Origin of the sequence: Microvirga sp. 2TAF3, from assembly GCF_052114965.1 — a bacterium.
Lineage (GTDB): Bacteria > Pseudomonadota > Alphaproteobacteria > Rhizobiales > Beijerinckiaceae > Microvirga.
The window spans coordinates 63,120-79,149 of the sequence record NZ_JBFRFT010000012.1 but is presented as its reverse complement, the minus strand read 5'-3'; the positions used below and the strand labels follow the sequence as shown (position 1 = coordinate 79,149).

General features: G+C 62.5%; 15 protein-coding genes. 5 read left to right on the top strand and 10 right to left on the bottom strand.

Features of this window, described 5'->3' with window-relative positions; genetic code table 11:
- Window positions 1-169: 169 nt before the first annotated feature.
- Window positions 170-1,015, bottom strand: a complete 846-nt coding sequence (locus AB4Y97_RS13435) for a DMT family transporter (RefSeq protein ID WP_441999548.1) — start codon at window positions 1,013-1,015, stop codon at window positions 170-172.
- Between the two features lie 220 nt (window positions 1,016-1,235).
- Here AB4Y97_RS13435 and AB4Y97_RS13430 point away from each other — a divergent pair, with 220 nt between their 5' ends.
- The 3 genes from AB4Y97_RS13430 (at window position 1,236) to AB4Y97_RS13420 (ending at window position 3,234) form a co-directional block, all read left to right on the top strand.
- A complete protein-coding gene (locus tag AB4Y97_RS13430; RefSeq protein WP_441999547.1) occupies window positions 1,236-2,021 on the top strand; it encodes a L,D-transpeptidase in 786 nt (261 codons plus the stop codon).
- A gap of 470 nt (window positions 2,022-2,491) precedes the next feature.
- On the top strand, window positions 2,492-2,821 hold the full coding sequence (locus AB4Y97_RS13425) for a DMT family transporter (RefSeq protein ID WP_441999546.1): 330 nt from the start codon (window positions 2,492-2,494) through the stop codon (window positions 2,819-2,821).
- 20 nt (window positions 2,822-2,841) lie between these two features.
- On the top strand, window positions 2,842-3,234 hold the full coding sequence (locus tag AB4Y97_RS13420; RefSeq protein WP_441999545.1) for a VOC family protein: 393 nt from the start codon (window positions 2,842-2,844) through the stop codon (window positions 3,232-3,234).
- A gap of 70 nt (window positions 3,235-3,304) precedes the next feature.
- Here the strand turns inward: AB4Y97_RS13420 and AB4Y97_RS13415 are convergent, their stop codons facing one another.
- From AB4Y97_RS13415 to AB4Y97_RS13375, 9 genes are all read right to left on the bottom strand, one after another.
- The gene (locus AB4Y97_RS13415) at window positions 3,305-4,069 is read right to left on the bottom strand and encodes a DUF2076 domain-containing protein (protein WP_441999544.1); all 765 of its coding nucleotides are present in this window, start codon (window positions 4,067-4,069) and stop codon (window positions 3,305-3,307) included.
- A gap of 98 nt (window positions 4,070-4,167) precedes the next feature.
- Entirely contained in the window at window positions 4,168-6,129 is a 1,962-nt protein-coding gene (locus AB4Y97_RS13410; RefSeq protein WP_441999543.1) for a methyl-accepting chemotaxis protein, read from the bottom strand.
- Window positions 6,130-6,446: 317 nt separating this feature from the next.
- Window positions 6,447-7,028 (bottom strand): NUDIX hydrolase, encoded by a 582-nt coding sequence (locus AB4Y97_RS13405; RefSeq protein ID WP_441999542.1) that lies wholly within the window; start codon window positions 7,026-7,028, stop codon window positions 6,447-6,449.
- 223 nt (window positions 7,029-7,251) lie between these two features.
- On the bottom strand, window positions 7,252-7,983 hold the full coding sequence (gene aqpZ, locus AB4Y97_RS13400) for an aquaporin Z (RefSeq protein WP_441999541.1): 732 nt from the start codon (window positions 7,981-7,983) through the stop codon (window positions 7,252-7,254).
- 462 nt (window positions 7,984-8,445) lie between these two features.
- Window positions 8,446-9,948 (bottom strand): chromosome partitioning protein ParA, encoded by a 1,503-nt coding sequence (locus tag AB4Y97_RS13395; protein ID WP_441999540.1) that lies wholly within the window; start codon window positions 9,946-9,948, stop codon window positions 8,446-8,448.
- Between the two features lie 103 nt (window positions 9,949-10,051).
- Entirely contained in the window at window positions 10,052-11,407 is a 1,356-nt protein-coding gene (gene glcF, locus AB4Y97_RS13390; RefSeq protein ID WP_441999539.1) for a glycolate oxidase subunit GlcF, read from the bottom strand.
- 9 nt (window positions 11,408-11,416) lie between these two features.
- On the bottom strand, window positions 11,417-12,028 hold the full coding sequence (locus AB4Y97_RS13385; RefSeq protein WP_441999538.1) for a DUF2585 domain-containing protein: 612 nt from the start codon (window positions 12,026-12,028) through the stop codon (window positions 11,417-11,419).
- Between the two features lies 1 nt (window position 12,029).
- Window positions 12,030-13,214 carry a glycolate oxidase subunit GlcE gene (gene glcE, locus AB4Y97_RS13380; protein ID WP_441999537.1) on the bottom strand — a complete coding sequence of 395 codons (1,185 nt, stop codon included), beginning with the start codon at window positions 13,212-13,214 and terminating at the stop codon, window positions 12,030-12,032.
- Complete coding sequence (locus AB4Y97_RS13375) at window positions 13,211-14,659, bottom strand: FAD-linked oxidase C-terminal domain-containing protein (RefSeq protein WP_441999536.1); 1,449 nt, start codon at window positions 14,657-14,659, stop codon at window positions 13,211-13,213. Before AB4Y97_RS13375 ends, glcE begins: the two co-directional genes overlap by 4 nt.
- Window positions 14,660-14,799: 140 nt before the next feature.
- Here AB4Y97_RS13375 and AB4Y97_RS13370 point away from each other — a divergent pair, with 140 nt between their 5' ends.
- Window positions 14,800-15,222, top strand: coding sequence for a c-type cytochrome (locus AB4Y97_RS13370; RefSeq protein WP_441999535.1), 423 nt, complete (start codon window positions 14,800-14,802; stop codon window positions 15,220-15,222).
- Window positions 15,219-16,022 (top strand): (Fe-S)-binding protein, encoded by an 804-nt coding sequence (locus tag AB4Y97_RS13365; protein ID WP_441999534.1) that lies wholly within the window; start codon window positions 15,219-15,221, stop codon window positions 16,020-16,022. Before AB4Y97_RS13370 ends, AB4Y97_RS13365 begins: the two co-directional genes overlap by 4 nt.
- The last annotated feature ends 8 nt before the right edge of the window (window positions 16,023-16,030 follow it).

Below are 16,030 nucleotides of genomic sequence, written 5' to 3'. Positions count from 1 at the left end.
CAATGGCCACGTCCTGGTCTTGGCTGTTAGCACTGTCCGAGGACGAGTGCCAGCGCCTGCCGCGAGATAAGGACGACGCAAGAACGAGTCAAGACACCCCCGAAGGATATCGTGAACGGGACGAAAACGACGCCGCCCGACTGAAGCTTTGCTTGAAAGCCTAAGAATTTCAGCGGCGGGAGGTCAGCAACGCGGCCCCGACGATGAGAGCTCCACCGCCGAGCGTCGCCCAGGTCGGAACTTCGCTGAAGACTCCATAGCCAATGGCGGCGGCCCAGATCAGGGCCGTATATTCCAGAGGCGCGAGGCGGGCCGCCTCGGCCTTGGCATAGGCGGTCGTCATCAGGATATGGCCGATGACGCCCAGCACCCCCATGATCATGAACCAGGCCAGATGCTCCAGGTTCAGGGGCTGCCAGAACCAGAATGCGAAGGGTGAGACCAGGAGCGCCGGGCCGATATTCTGGAAAAAGACGATATGCATGAACTTGTCCCGCTGCGCTCTCTGGCGCAGGAGGACGAGACTGAAGGCGTAGGTGACAGCGGAGAGCAAGGCCGCCGCGACGCCCGACCAGGAGCGCGCGGCCTGGGCGCCTTCCGTCTGGCCCAGGACCACGATGAGCGTGCCACCGAACCCGACAGCAATCGCGAGAACGATCCGTCCATCGACTTTCTCCTGCAGCAGAAGCAGGCCGAACAGGGCGATGAACATGGGGGAGAGGAAGGAGAGGACGAGGGTTTCGGCAAGCGGCAACTGGCCGAGCGCATAGAAGAAGCTGACTGCCGTCACCACCGCGGCCACGGAGCGCATCAGGTTCGCGACGATCGTCGCGCGAGTCGGCCAACCCGGGCGGAGCGCCGTCACCACGCCGGTGGCGATGAGGGTTCCGCAGGCGAAGCGCAGGAAGGCGACCTGGAATGTCGGATAGTGGGCGGCCATCCCTTTGATGACCGCATCCATGATGGACAAAACCGCGATGCCCGCGGCAGCCCGCAGGGCGGGACCGAACTGCATGATGTCTCGATGATGAAGGGCGACGTCCGGAATGGAGGCTACCGCAGGCGTAAGAGCCGGCTCATACAGCAATTCGCCGGGCTAATCACCATCGGTTTTTGCATGTCGACATGAATTCCAGCCGCCCGATTTGTCCCAGTTCGGCCGATTTCTCGGAAACAATCACCGCGCTTTCCGTTAATTCGGGGAATTCGAGAACTTCATACGACAGGATGCTTCGATGCGCCCTTTGCTTCCTTGCACCGCTGCCCTCTTCACCCTGCTCCTTTCCGCCTCAGCCTTCGCACAGCCGATCGGACCCTATGGCGCCCCACGGGACGCCTATGGCAACCTGCTCGTGGTGCCCAACTATGGCTATCCACCCGGATACCCGGCGGACGGCTATTCCGAAACCTACCCGAGCGTAACCCGTCCAGCATCGCGCCCACAGGCTTACCGGCAGGTCGACCCCATGACCGGCTATGCCTACGGCACCCGGCCGGCTTATGGCGGAACGGTCGCGTCCCTGCCGGGAGATTATGGCTACGAGACAGGCGCGGATGACGCGCTCGATTATGCGATCCGCCCTCAATATGAGCGGCAGGTCGTCGCCTATCGGGGGCCGGAAAAGCCGGGCACCATCATCATCGACACGCCATCCAAATATCTCTACCTCGTCCAAGCGGGCGGCCGGGCCATCCGCTACGGCATCGGCGTCGGCAGGCCCGGCTTCGAATGGGCCGGCCGCAAGACGGTAAGCATGAAGCGGGAATGGCCCGATTGGCGCCCGCCCTCCGACATGCTGAGGCGCCGTCCCGACCTGCCCAGGCACATGGAAGGCGGCCTCGACAATCCGCTTGGCGCGCGGGCGCTCTATCTCGGCTCGTCGCTCTACCGCATCCACGGCACCAACGAGCCGCATACCATCGGCCAAGCGGTCTCCTCCGGCTGCATCCGCATGCTGAACAAGGATGTGATAGACCTCTATAACCGCGTCCCGGTCGGCGCGCCGGTGGTCGTCATCTGATCTTCTTGAAAGAGGGCTGGGCGAGCCCTCGCGCGGGCTGTCGATGAGAGCCGGATCTGCAAAGGATCCGGCTTTTTTTCCTGCAACGCCTTTTCCGAGACATGTATTCAGGGGAAGCGAGGACAACGTCCCTAAGTTCGCTTTTTGTTCAATGGCAGATAACACTTATGGATAGTTTTATACACTTATGGATAAAAATCTTGGAACAAACCGTCAATAATACGGAAACAAACTCCGTACATAATTTAATATAACATAAAATACTATTCATTCATATAGGTTAACGGCAAAATATTCCTCTGAACAACACTTCGTTCATCTCCCTATATGAATATATAGGTTATCTTTATACATCATTCGCAGACATTCCTGCCATTTTCGACCGAACGCCCTCCCCTGCAAGGATGATGCCCTCGACTGCCAGGTTTGCGTTACGGCATCGCAAGCCCCCTCCCATATGCTGAGGATTCATGAATTACGCCTATCTGCTCGTTGCGATCCTGAGCGAGGTTGTCGCTACCTCGGCCCTGAAGGCTTCCGAAGGCTTTTCCCGCCTCTGGCCGTCGATCATCGTGGTCGTCGGCTATGGATTGGCCTTCTATTGCCTGTCGCTGACCCTGCGGACGATCCCGGTCGGCATCGCCTATGCGCTCTGGTCAGGCATTGGTATCGTGCTGATCGCCCTCGCCGGTTGGCTTTTCTACCGCCAGGCCCTCGATTTACCCGCCATCCTCGGCATCGCGCTCATCCTGGCCGGCGTGCTGGTGATCAACCTGTTTTCCCGCACGGCTGGACACTGATTCCGGCAAGGCAGAGATCCATGAAGCAGAATATCGGATTGGTGACCCTCATCGTCAGGGATTACGACGAGGCGATCCGCCACTACACCACGGCGCTGCAATTCGACCTTATCGAAGACACGCCGCTCGACGACATGATACGCTGGGTACGGATCGCACCGCGCGGTTCTACCGGGGCGGGCCTGCTTCTCGTCAAGGCGGCGACGCCGGAGGAGGAAGCCCGGATCGGCAATCAGGTGGCCGGCCGGGTCGCCCTGTTTCTCTACACGGATGATTTCCGGCGCGATTACGAGAACATGCGCGCCTGCGGCGTGGCCTTTCACGAAACGCCGCGCGAAGAGGCCTACGGCACGGTGGCGGTGTTCGAGGACCTTTACGGCAATCTTTGGGACCTGATCCAGCCGAAGCCCTAAAATTTGATCGTGCTCTCGAAAAAACGCCCGTCATTGGCGGGCGCTCTGCCGTCACCGGATGAGGACGAGATCAGGTCCAGTCGCCCCCATCCCCATTATCGCCGCCCATATCCCAATCGTCCTGATCGTCCTGATCATCCTGATTGTTCTGATTGTTCTGATCGTCCTGCTGGCCCGGATAGAGTGCGTCCGTGATGCTGGCATTACTCGCATTGCCGGCATCATTGCCTTGGGTACCACCCAGATCGGCCAGGGCCGATTTGTCCCCGAGGGCACTCTGTGCCGCCGCTCCTGCTCCGCCGAAGGCATGCGACAGGGCGTTGGCGATCATCACGCCGCCGGCGACGCCGGCCGCCGTCGAGATCGCGCCTTGCAGGAAACCGCCGCCACTACGCTGCTGCATGCCGCCCCACGGACCGGGAGCGCCGCCCACCATGCCGCCACCCTGCGGCGCGCCAAAGGGTGGTTGCTGGAAGGGCTGCTGCACCGGCTGCGGGCTCGGCTGACCCCAGGGTGAGGCCTGGCGCGGCGGCTCCCGATAATCCGGCTCGGGCGGACGGGCACCGCCGCCGAAAAGGCCGGACAGGAAGCTGCCTTGCTGCGGCTGACGTCTGGCATTCTCAAGCTCGGTGCGAAGAGCCTCGTTCTCGGCGTGAAGATTGGCGAGCGCCTGCTCCTGGACGAAAAGGGCCTGCGCCATGGCATAGGGCGCATAGGGCTGCTGGCGCACTCTATCCGCGATGAAGGCCTCCGCCTCCGGATCGCGCGGCTGGTTTGCGACCTGTTCCAAGCGGCGAAAAATATCCGCGATGACCTGGCGTTCCTGGTCGTTCATGACAAATCTCCTTCACACGCCTCAAGCGTCGGAAGGAGATGTAAGCATGGCCAGGGCGTTTGTTAGGGGGATCGCCAGTGCCTCTCGCAAAGGGAACGTCAGGCGGCCCTGACATTGTCGAGGAACTGGCCGATCTCCGCCCCGAGACGCTCCGCCTGCCGCTCCAGCGCGACGGAGAGGTCCGCAACAGCCTGGGCCGCCTCCAGGGAATGCACGGCGACGGCTTCCGTGGTCTGGATGGCCGCCGCACCTGCCTGCGCTTCATCGGAAACCTGCGCGACGGAGCGGGCGATCTCCGACACCGCCATCGTCTGCTGGCCCACAGAAACGGCAACGGCGGATACGACCGTCGCAAGATCCTCCACGCTGCCCTGTACAGAGCCGAGCGCGCCCAGCGTATCGCGCGAGGCCGCCTGCACGGCCTCGATCTGCCGGGCGATATCCTCGGTCGCCCGCGTCGTCTGGGCTGCGAGCGTCTTGACCTCGCTCGCCACCACGGCAAACCCCTTGCCCGCCTCTCCGGCGCGCGCCGCCTCGATCGTCGCATTGAGAGCGAGAAGATTGGTCTGCGACGCGATCGTGCGGATCAGGCCCGCCACTTCGTCGATCTGCGAGGTGGCTGCGGACAGGGCCGACATGCTGCCGGATGCGCCCCTGGCCTCGAGGACAGCGCGCTCGGAAGCCTTCGCCGATGCGCTTGTCCGGGCTGCGACCTCCGCAAGCGAGGCATCGAGTTCCTCGGCGGCGCTTGCCACAGCCGACACGTTCATCGATGCGCGGCTCGAAGCATCGCCCGCGGCCTGCGCCTGCTGCGTGACATGATGGGCCGATCCCTGAAGTTGTCCGGCTGCCGTCGCGAGATCGCCGGAGGCCCGCCGGACCTCGGCCAGGATCTGATCGACGGATGCATCGAAGTCACCGATCGCCTGTGTGATTGCGGCGGCACGCTGTGCCTCCACAGCCGCCATTCCCTCGCGCTCGCCGGTGAGGCGCTCGCGCTCGAGGGCGTTGTCGCGGAAGACCAGGACCGTGCGCGCCATCGCGCCGATTTCATCGGAGGATCTGGTGGAGGGGATTTCTGTGGTCGCGTCGCCATCGGCCAAACGCTGCATCGCCTGCTGAAGGCGGCTGAGCGGCAGGGAAATCGAGCGCCCGACGAGCAGGGTCAGGATCAGGCCGAGCGCGAGCGCGCCTCCCATCACCCAGAGGATCAGCGTGAAGGTGTGCTGCTGCGAGGCAATCAGACGTGTATCGGTTTCCTGCGCCTCGGCCCGCACCTTGGCGAGCAATTGTTCGAGTATCGGCACAAGCAGATCGAATTGCCCGGTAAGGTGCTCACCCTCCCCGGAGACCTTCTGTTCCAGGCCAGCCCAGGCGTTGAAGGCGGCCGTATAGGCTTCACCGGCCTCCGCGAGGGCGGGCTTCGCCTCGGCGGCATCTCCACCGAGCCGGTTGAGTGCCCGTGTGAAGCGTCCCTGCTCCACTTCGAAAGCGCCCAGGATGCTGCTGTCCTCGAGCGAGGCGCGGGCCTTGGCCTCCTGATGGAACATGCCGAGCGTAGCCGCCCATAGGCGCAAGGGATCAGCCTCGCCGCCACTTGCAAGGGGCCTGGCCAGTTTTTCGAGGTTTGCCGCGGTCGACATGAGACGTCCGCGGGCCCCCTCCCCGGCCTGATAGCCGATGCTGAGATAGAGGCTGTCGAGGATCCTTGCCTGCTGGATCAACCCTGTTGAACGCTGGACGAGTTCCGCCACTTCCTGCGCGATCAGGGTCGCGCCCGGCGCAGCGTTCATGGCGACAAGTTGCTCGACGAGGGCGCTGTGCTGTTCGTTGAAGGCCTGGCCGTGATGCCCAAGGCGGGATGCGGTCCATGCCCGGGCGGTAATCTTCAAGGCGTCGGCGCGGACCCGGAACTGGTAGGCCTTCTCGGCCAGAGCCGCATAGGTCTGCTGGACGTCGAGCGCCCGTTCCACGTCCACACGACCGGCCTGGAAGACCGCACCGACGATCCCGAACCCCAGCACCATCACGCCACTCAGCGCGGCGATACGAATCCGCACCGAAGGCCACCGCAAACGAGCAAGAGACAACATTGTCCCGAATCTCCGCACACCGCAATGCGGACACAATGTCGCCTAATCCGTTAACGATGACTTAGCGTAATAAGAAGACCAATCTTTGCATTTGTCCGAAAAATACTTGGCGCAAATTTTATCAGATCCATATCGACGCTAAAGCATCGGATGAGAGCATCGTTCTAAGCGCAAAACCGGGTCCACTTTTGCGCACGATGCTCTAGGGAAGATGCAGTCTGTACAAGCGATCTTTATTTCGCCCATGACGATGCAATCCCGGATCGTCTTGCCCTGACGGGCCCTCATATTCCGACGAGGCCGAGCCTTTGCATATTCCTCACCGCCGCCGGGGCAATGTCCTGCAGGATCGAAAGAGGGTGCCAGGCGGCCTGCTCGACCTCGTCGAAGTCCGGGCGGAGCGCATCGGCGCTTCGCGCCCGCACCACATAGCGGATATCGTGATGCCAATGCTCCGGCTCCTGCCGCTCAGGGCGAGCCGGAATGCGATGGCTGTCGATATCGATGGGAAGGCCGGTCGCCCGATGCCAGGGATCGAGGGCGAGATCCTGCAATCCCGTCTCTTCGACTGCTTCCCGCAGAGCGGAGGCTTCCAGATCGTCCGGCATCTCGTAATGCCCGCCCGGCTGCAGCCAGCGCCCGAGGGAGCGGTGGCGGATGAGGAGAGTGTACCGTCCCGTCTCGTCCAGGATCATCGCCGACGTGGTCACATGGCCGGGAAAGGTATGGCGGGAATGGATATCTTCGCCCCGCTCGATCTGGCTCCGCAGCAGGGCGTGATCCTCCACGGGACGAGCGAAAGCCTTCGCATGATCGTCGAGAAGAAGGCGCACCCGGCGCCGGAACGCTACTGGATCGAAGCTCACGGATATCCGCTCCATCGGTTTGGCATGGGAGCGGATCAGGCCGCCGCGATTCCCGTCGAGACCCTTCTTATCTCAGTTACCGGCTTGTGAAAGAGGCTGCTGAAGATACGTGATGGTGTGTCCGCAGGTTTGGCGGACACACGCGAAATTACACCGGGACCTAGCGCATCAGATGAGAGCATCGTGTGGCCGCAAAACCGGGTCTACTTTTGCGCACGATGCTTTAGTGCGCGGGAGCCCGCGGTATGCCTGTGACCAGCGCGGCCGGCTCCTCGCTGAGCCAACGATAGAGAATCCCGCCCAGAACTCCGCCGATCAGCGGCGCCACCCAGAACAGCCACAATTGTGCGAGCGCCCATCCGCCGACGAACAGAGCCGGTCCGGTGCTGCGGGCCGGATTCACCGATGTATTCGTGATCGGAATGCCGACGAGATGGATCAGCGTGAGCCCAAGACCGATGGCGATCGGCGCGAACCCGACCGGCGCCTTGCCGTGCGTGGCCCCCATGATGATGAACAGAAACATCATCGTCAGAACCACTTCGGCGATGAGACCGGATAGCAGGGTGTAATGCCCGGGCGAATGATCGCCGTAACCGTTGGCGGCGAACCCCTTGGCGAGATCGAAATCGGGCGCGCCGCGCGCGATGGCATAGAGAACGGCCGAGGCGACGATGGCGCCGACGACCTGCGCCACGATGTAGGGCACGATATCCTTGGCCGGAAAACGGCCGCCCGCGGCAAGCCCGACGGTGACGGCGGGGTTGAGATGGCAGCCTGAGATGTGGCCGATGGAATACGCCATGGTGAGAACGGTCAGGCCGAAGGCGAGCGCAACCCCGAGCAGCCCGATGCCAACCTGAGGGAAGCCCGCCGCGATGACGGCGCTGCCGCACCCGGCAAAGGTAAGCCAGAACGTACCGATGGCCTCGGCGAGATACTTGCGGATCTCCATGTTCTCCTCCCTCAAGACTGCCTTCCAAAGCAAGGGTGGATCGTTGGCCGGGATCGCTCAATCGCGAAGCAATCGCCTGGCCCGACGGTTGAGGCACGGCATCCGGTGCCTTCCGCCTCTTCCCAGGTACAGCCTTTCGCACAGGCTTGACAGGCAGCCACGAGATTTCAATACGGCAAGAGCCTATCCGATGCGGGAAGCTCCGATCTTGATGTGAATCAATGGGTGAGAGGCTAATTCATCAGGGCCCGAACCTCTGATGCTGCACGATCTTTTCGGCTCCAGATGCCCGTTTTGCCGGATCATTTATGAGGGAGCCTGAGAACCGGGCCTTCCGGGTTCACGCACCCGTCCCTCAAGGCAAGGCGATGCCTGCCAAGGTCGGGGGATCGTCGATTGCGGCTGCGAGGCTGCCCTATCAAACAAAAGCCCCGCGATGCTGCGGGGCTTCTCGAGCGTTCCTTACTCCGCGTCCGAGGATTTCAGCGGCCGGACATTCGTCTCGACCTCCTCCTCGTCGAAGAGGGTCGGGTCGTCCTCCTGCGTATCGAGGCGCGTCTTCTTGCGCAGGGATACGTATTTCTTCTGGATCTTGATGCGGCTCTCGCGTGCGATTTCCAGCGCGCCCTGGATGAGCGAGCGCTCGGCCTTCTCGTTCTGCAGCTCTTCCGTGAGGCGACGATTGGTGGATTCCAGCGTGCTGCGATCCTGCTCGAAGCGCTTGGTGAGCTGGTCGATGCGCTCGGAGAGACTTGCCACCTTGTTGTCGGAGCTTTCGATCTGGAAGTCCTTGGCTGCGATGGCCTTGTTGAGCATCTCCACGCGCTCCTGCAGTTCTATGCGGGAGCGCTGCAATTCGTTGACCATGGCGACCTGACGCTCGACCTCCTGCTGGGTCGCCTCCAGACGCCGGTCGACCGTGTTCTTCTCGATGGTCGTCTCTTTCAGACTGCGCTCGACGCCGCGTAGCGCCTCGTTCTTGTCGCGGAGCTGATCGCGGGTATGAGCCAGGATCTTGTCCGTGGCGCCAAGACGGGAATTGAGACCTTCGATCTTCATGTCGAGGGCCGAAAGATCGGTCTGATGCGCGGAACGCTCGGAATCGAGCTGAGTCTCGAGCCGCTGGCGCAGCACCTGCTCGCTCATCAGCTTGGTCTCGAGCTCGGAGGCGCGCTGGCGGGTGCCCTCGAGCTGGGTTTCCAGCTCACCGTAACGGTTGGTGAGGCTGGAGAGCCGATAATTCTGCTCCTCCGCAACCTTCTGCAGGCGCTTCACCTCATGGTCGAGGAGGCCGTTGCGCTCACGGGTTTCGATCAGCTCGCGCTCGGCGCGGGCCACCGTCTGGTCCGCCTCCTGGGCTTCGAGCCGTAGGGCCTGATTTTCTTCCGTGATGTTGCGGGCGCGCTCGGTCTCGATAGTCAGCTGGTTTTCGAGATCGGCGACGATCGCCTCCTTGTCCTTCATGTTGAGGCGAAGGTCTTCGATGGCCGATTCCTGATCGCGGACCTTGGTTTCAGCCTTGCGCAGCTGCGAGACAGTGGCGGACAGATCGTCGGACATCCGCGCCTGGATGCTGGTGAGATCAGCCAGCTCCCGGCGAAGGGCGACCGTCATTTCGGTCTCCTGCTTCAGTACGGCCTCCGTTTCCATGAGGCGGGACTGGAGCTGGGGATAATTGCGGATGAGGTCGTAGACCGGCTCGCTCAGCAGGGTGAAATCGTCCTTGAGGCTGCGGATTTCCTCAAGCCGGTCAATCAGATTGGCAAAACGGACGCGGATCAGTTCGTTCTTCTGGCCGACGGAATCGAGCGCTCCGTTGGGCCGAGCGAGGACCGGCTCGTCCTTTGCAGGCGGAATTGGCAGGCCTGATGTTGCGGATTCGGCCTTTTGCAGCGGGAGGTTTGCAAAGACCTCCTCGGGTTTCTTACCAAAACGGTTCCTGAAAGACGTCCAACCGGAAGACATGGTGCCGCCCCCTTCTGACCTAAAAATTCATACTTTGGACACCTTTTAGCCTAGAGCGGGCGGGGGTGGAAACAAAATTTCGCTACATGGCAGCGTGACAGAGTTACTCAGCCGCGATGGTTAACGGCCGTGAGAGGCGTTTCTCGAAACCTGCCGCCTCCAGGGCCTCGGGCATCGGGCCGCCCGTCGCCCAGTCGAGAAGCTCGACCGTATGGACGATGGGGATTCCGGTGCCCTTCCCGATCTGGGTCATGCAGCCGATATTGCCGGTGGCGATAAGGTCGGGCCTGGTGCGCTCGATATTGGCCACCTTGCGCGCTCTGAGCTGGGCCGCGATTTCGGGTTGAAGCAAATTGTAGGTGCCCGCCGAGCCGCAGCAGATATGTCCTTCCGGCACATCCTTAACGGTAAAGCCGGCCTGCTTCAGGAGGGTCTTGGGCTCGGTGCGGATCTGCTGGCCATGCTGCATGGAGCAGGCCGAGTGATAGGCGACGACGAGGTCGGTCTCGCGCACCGGCTCCGTGAGCTTCAAGGTGGTGACATATTCCGTGATATCCTTGGCGATAGCCGAAACCCGGGCCGCCTTTTCGGCATAGGCCGGGTCTTCCCGGAACATGAAGCCGTAATCCTTGATGGTGGTACCGCAGCCGGAAGCGGTGACGATGATGGCATCCAGCCCCTCCCCGTCCATCTCGGCGATCCAGGCATCGATATTGCGCCTGGCGAAGGCGTGCCCCTCCTCCTCGCGGCCCATATGGTGGACGAGCGCGCCGCAGCAGCCCTCGCCCTTGGGCTGGACCACATCGACCCCATGGCGGTTGAGCAGACGCAAAGCCGCCTCGTTGAAGCCGGGCTTCAGCACGGGCTGGGCGCAGCCGGACAGGATCGCCACCCGTCCCCGGCGCTGTCCTTCGGCCTTGAACACGCCCGGCGCATCGAAGGGCGAGCGGGCGGGCACCTGATCCGGGGCCAGCTCGATCATGGCCTGCAGCCGCTTGCCGAACAGCGGCAACGCACCGATTGCTCCCTGGAAAGGCTTGGCCAGCAAAGCCGCTCCGATGGCGAAGCGGAAGCGATTCGGATAGGGCAGGATCGCAGCCAGGATCGACCGCATGAGTCTGTCGTGCCAAGGCCGCGTATAGGTGGCCTCGATATAGGCGCGGGCATGGTCCACGAGATGCATGTAATGCACGCCCGAGGGGCATGTGGTCATGCAGGAAAGGCAGGAGAGACAGCGGTCGATATGCTTGACCACCTCGGGCGTGGCAGGCTTTCCGCCTTCCAGCATGTCCTTGATGAGGTAGATGCGGCCACGCGGCGAATCGAGCTCGTCGCCGAGCAGCAGATAGGTCGGGCAGGTCGCCGTGCAGAAGCCGCAATGGACGCAGGTCCGGAGAATCTTCTCCGAACTCGCCATGGCCGGGTCTTTCAGCTGATCGGGAGTGAAATTGGTCTGCATGGGTTCGACTCAGCTCCCTGCCTGCCATTGGTTGATGGCCTCGAAGGGATGGATCAGCATGATGATATTGAGAGCAAGATTGTCCCGAATCCAGTAGCCGACGATCACTTCCATGAGAATGGCCGCAAGAACCGTCAGCCAGACCGGCCAGACCCGCGCCAGGAAGAAGCCGGCGCTCATCATCAGGATGTCGGACAGGGAGTTGATGACGCTGTCGCCGTAATAGTCCAGCGCGATGTTCGTCGCGCGGTAACGGTCGATGATCATGTTGGTGTTCTCGACGATCTCCCACGCGCATTCGGCCCCGAGCGCCAGCAGAAACGCGATGCCGAGCGGCAGCGGCCTGCCACGGACGAGGCCGATGAGCCACGCGCCCAGATAGAACAGGAAGCCGTGGATGATGTGGGAGAACGAATACCAGTCGGTCAGGTGCTGGGAATTGCCGGAATCCTTCACTGTTCCATGCCAGAATTCCACCGTCCCGCATTTGCAGATCGGCAGACGCCCCATGCTCAACAGAATGATCGCGGTGAGAATGACGAGCGCGACTGCAAGTCCCGCATAGAGCCCCGACCGGCCGGGTTTCGGGTCCTGCAACGCAACGGCTACGCTTCCTGTCACTCTAAACTCCCGCATACATCCGGCCCGGATTGAGAATGCCGGACGGATCGAACGACGCCTTGATACTGCGCGTCAATGTCATCACGGCCTCATCCTGCGGCTCGAACACGTCGAGCGTCGAGCGCTGCTCCTCCGGAGCGCCCACCAGGGTCGCATGACCGCCGAAAGCCTTGGTGGCTTCACGGATGGCCGCCGCGCCCAGATCGCCGTCCAAAGGCGTCGCGATCCAGATGAGGCCGCCGCCCCAATCGTAGAACCACCGGGCATCGACGGCAGCGGCCACACGAGCCGTAAAATCGGGCCCTTTCATGGGCGCCGTCGAGACGCGCCAGATGGCCTGGTCGCCGCGATTGTGGAGAACGGTCGCATCGCGCACCGATTGCCAGAGAGCTTCAGCTCCCCGGCCTTCAAGGATGTCGGCGGATTCGAAGCGCTTGAGGAGACGGCGCAGCTCGTTGAGACGGTAATCCACCGATACCGAGAAACCTTCGAGCCGGATCAGCGTGCGCGCACCCTGCCGGTCCGGCGCCGGCAGATGCGCCGCGCCGGTGACATCGAAGGGAGAGCCGAGAGCCTGCGACAGGGCCTCGATGGCGCTTTTATCGTCGAGGCCGCGCATCAGGAGGGTCGACATGCGCTCATGCTTCGGCAGAACCTTGAAAGTGACCTCGGTGAGCAAACCGAGGGTACCCCAGGATCCGGCCATGAGCTTCACCAGATCGAGGCCGGTGACGTTCTTCATCACACGCCCGCCGGACTTCACGATCTCGCCGCGCCCATTGACGAAGCGCACGCCGATCAGGCTGTCCCGGGCGGCGCCCGCCATGATCCGGCGTGGGCCGGAGATGTTCATCGCCGCGACGGCGCCGATCGTCGGCTCGCCTTTCGACCCGAGAAGCGGGCGGTAATCCATCGGCTCGAAGGGCAGTTCCTGTCCCTTTCCGGCCAATGTCCGCACCACTTCGGACAGCGGCGTGCCGCTGCGCGCGGAAATGACGAGTTCAGCCGGCTCGTAGAGGGTGATGCCTTTCAATGCGGTCGAGGACAGGCTTGCATCGGCCTGAACAGGCCTGCCGACAGCTGCCTTGGTATTGCTGCCTGCGATGGTAAGCTTTGTCCTCTTGGCCACAGCTTCTGTGACGACGGCGGCTGCTTCCTGCTCGTCGCGGGGTATATAGGCGCTCACGCGGCAAGCCTCCCTTCCACAAGCCTTCCTTCGAGAGGAAAGACCTTGGCGGGATTGAGCAGCCAGAGCGGATCGAACACGCCATGCACACGCATCTGCTGCGCCAGATCGACAGCATTGAACTGATAAGTCATCAGATCCCGTTTCTCGATTCCGACCCCGTGCTCGCCCGTGAGACAGCCGCCGACCTCGACACAGAGCTTGAGGATGTCCTCGCCCGCGGCCTCCGCCTTCTCCATCTCGCCCGGCTTGTTGGTGTTGAACATTACGAGGGGATGCAGGTTGCCATCACCCGCATGGAAGACATTGGCGACGCCGAGTCCGTAGGATTTCGCGATCTCGTCGATGCGCTTGAGAACGTAAGGTAATTGTCCGGTCGGAATGGTGCCGTCCATGCAGATGTAATCGGCCACACGGCCCGTAGCGCCGAAGGCGGATTTGCGCCCCTTCCAGATCGCCGCGCTCTCGGCCTCCGATTGCGAGACCTTGATGGTCTTCGGATTGAAAGGTTCGGCGATCGCCACGATGCGCCGGAGCATATCGTCGATTTCCGCGTCCGATCCCTCGACCTCGACGATCAGCATCGCCTCCACGTCGAGCGGATAGCCCGCATGGGCGAAGGCCTCGCAGATCTGGATCGCGGGGCGGTCCATGTATTCGAGGGCGACGGGGATGATGCCCGCAGCGATGATGGCGGCGACGCAGGCGCCCGCATCGTTCACATGCTCGAAACCGAAGAGCGCGGGGCGCGCCCCTTCCGCGGCCCGCAGGATCCGCACCGTCGCTTCGGTGACGACCCCGAGCTGCCCTTCCGAGCCGCAGATGAGGCCGAGAAGATCGTAGCCACCGCTGTCCAGATGCTCACCGCCGAGCCGCACGATCGTGCCGTCAAGAAGCACCAGGGTAACGCCGAGCAGATTGTTGGTGGTAACCCCGTATTTCAGGCAATGCGCACCACCGGAATTCATGGCGATGTTGCCCGCAATTGTGCAGGCGAGCTGGCTCGAAGGGTCGGGGGCATAGAAGAATCCCTCATGGGCCACCGCCTGGCTGATGCCGAGATTGGTGATGCCGGATTCCACACGGGCGATGCGGTTTGAAAAATCGACCTCGAGCACCCGGTTCATCTTGGCGACGCCGAGCACGATGGCATCCTCTTGCGGAATCGCCCCGCCCGACAGGGACGTGCCAGCCCCGCGCGGCACGACCTTCACCCCATGCTCGTTGCAGAAGCGCAGAACGGCCGCGACCTCCTCAGTCGAGGAAGGGAGTACCACCGCCAGGGGGATCTGGCGATAGGCGGTCAGGCCATCCGTCTCGAACGCCCGGCGCTCGTCCTCGGAGATGATCAGGGCTTCAGGCGCGACAAGGCGGCGAAGGCCCGCGACGATCTCGCTCCGGCGCGACAGGATAGCCCCGTCCGGCTTGGGGAATGCGATCGACATGACGTCTCTCCCTGGCGGCTCGTGGGGTGGCGTTGGGCGCATGACCGCCTACCTGAGAATGGTAGCTGCCCTCCGAGACTTTTTCCAATAATGTGGAATGTCTCTAAAATGGCCGAGCCATGCATGCAAAGGAGATTCTAATGCGCTTGCTCGTTCTCTCAACCGCCGTTCTCCTTTCCTGGCCATTGACCGGCCTCGACATGGCGAGCGCCCAGGAGGCCCCGGCGAAGGTCGGAGACCCCGCCGCCGGAGAGAAGTTGTTCACCCAATGCAAGGCCTGCCACCAGATCGGCGAAAGCGCGAAGAACGCCGTCGGCCCGGTGCTCAACGGAGTCATCGGCCGCAAGGCCGGCACCTATGAAGGTTATACCTACTCCCCCGCCAACAAGAATTCCGGCATCACCTGGGACGATGCGACCTTCCGGGAATACATCAAGGATCCGCGGGCCAAGATCCCGGGCACCAAGATGATCTTTGCGGGGATCAAGGACGATAAGAAGATCGACGACCTTCTCGCCTATCTGAAACAATTCGACGCCACTGGGAAAAAGGTCAGCCAATGAGCGGCACGGCGTCCCCGGCTGCGACCGGCCGCAAAAAGCCCCGCGTCGGCCTTTTCGTCACCTGCCTCGTCGACCTCATGCGCCCCTCCATAGGCTTCGCCTCGGTGAAGCTTCTGGAGGATGCGGGCTGCACCGTGGAGGTGCCGGTCCAGACCTGCTGCGGCCAGCCGGCCTATAATTCCGGCGACCGCGGCACCACGCGGGATCTGGCGGAGCAGGTCATCGAAGCGTTTCGCGGTTACGATTACGTGGTCGCCCCCTCAGGTTCCTGCGCCGGAATGATCAAGGCCCATTATCCGGAACTCTTCGACGATGATCCGAACTGGCTGCCCAAGGCCAACGAGCTTGCCGCCAGGACCTATGAGCTGACGAGTTTCCTGGTGGATGTTCTCGGCGTCACCAAGGTCGACGCCGCCTTCAACGGCGCCGTGACCTACCACGATTCCTGCTCGGGCCTGCGGGAATTGCGGGTGAAGACCCAGCCGCGCAAGCTGCTCGCCAGCATGGAGGGAGTCACCCTCGTGGAGATGGACGAGAGCGACGTCTGCTGCGGCTTCGGCGGCACCTTCGCGGTGAAGTACAGCGATATTTCCGGAGCCATCGTCGACGCCAAGGCGAAGAACATCGAGGCGACCCATGCGCCGACCCTGCTCGCCGGCGATCTCGGTTGCCTGATGAACATGGCCGGCAAGCTCAGCCGCGACGGCAAGCCGATCGCAGTGCGCCACGTGGCGGAGATTCTCGCCGGCATGACGGACGAGCCGCCCATCGGCATGGCGAAAAATGAAGCCGGACGATAGGGCAAGGC